Here is a 1,195-nt window from a genome sequence, read left to right on the forward strand (position 1 = left end):
CCGTCTACCAGCACGGCCTGACCGCAGACCAGGTCGCCGAGCACTACCGCTCCCGCGAACACTCCGGCAGCTCCGCCCTCGCCATGACGGTCACCGTCACCGACCCCGCGGGCGCCACCACCAGCACCACCTACGATGCCCTGCGCGGCCAGCGCCGCACCGCCGCCACCGACGCCGACGGCGGCACCACGACCTACGCCTACGACACCGGCGGCTACCTCCACACCGTCACCGACCCCAACGGCCACACCACCGTCACCGGACACGACACCCGCGGCAACACCGTCTCCACGACCACCTGCCGCGACGCCGGCTCCTGCGCCACCAGCTTCACCACCTACTTCCTCAACGCCGCTGACCCGCTCGACCCGCGCAACGACAAACCCCTCACCCAGCGCGACGCCCGCTCCACCGGCCCCGCCGACAACCGCTACCGCACCACCTTCGCGTACAGCACCCTCGGCCTGCCCACCACCGTCACCCGCGCAGACACCACGACGGCCACCACCACCTACACCGCGGGCACCGAAGCCGCGGTCGGCGGCGGCACCACCCCGGCCGGCCTCGTCCTCACCCAGACCACCCCCGGCGGCGCGAAGACCTCCTACCGTTACTACGCGGGCGGCGACCTCGCCGAGGTGACCTCGCCCTCCGGCCTGATCACGTCGTACACCTACGACGGCCTCGGCCGGAAAACCGCCGAGAAGCAGGTCTCGGACACCTTCCCGGCCGGCGTCACCACCGCCTATGGCTACGACGAGGCGTCCCGCATCGTCAGCGAGACCGGCGTGGGCGTGAAGAACGAGATCACGAACACCGTCCACACCGCCGCGATCAGCCGCACCTACGACGCCGACGGCAACCTCCTCACCGAGACCACGAAGGACACCACCGGCGGCGACCCGGAACGCACCACCACCAACCACTACGACGCGTACGGCCTCAACGACAGCAGCACGGACGCCGAACAGAACACCACCCGCTACGAACACGACCCGCTGGGCCGCGTCACCGCCCAGACCGACCCGGCCGGTACCCGCCTCACCTACACGTACACCGCCCGCGGCCAGCACGCCACGACCGTCCTGAAGGACTGGACCGGCGACCCCACCGGCACCACCCGCGACCTCACCGTCGCCGCCAACGCCTACGACCCGGCCGGCCGCCTCGCGTCCACCACCGACGCCATGGGCGC

1 pseudogene is annotated in these 1,195 nt (G+C 71.7%); it reads left to right on the forward strand.

The features are described from left to right. Window positions 1-1,195 (forward strand): annotated as a pseudogene (locus AOK24_RS34525) (LamG-like jellyroll fold domain-containing protein); the annotation flags it as partial.

Source organism: Streptomyces niveiscabiei, from assembly GCF_001419795.1.
Taxonomy (GTDB): Bacteria; Actinomycetota; Actinomycetes; order Streptomycetales; family Streptomycetaceae; genus Streptomyces; species Streptomyces niveiscabiei.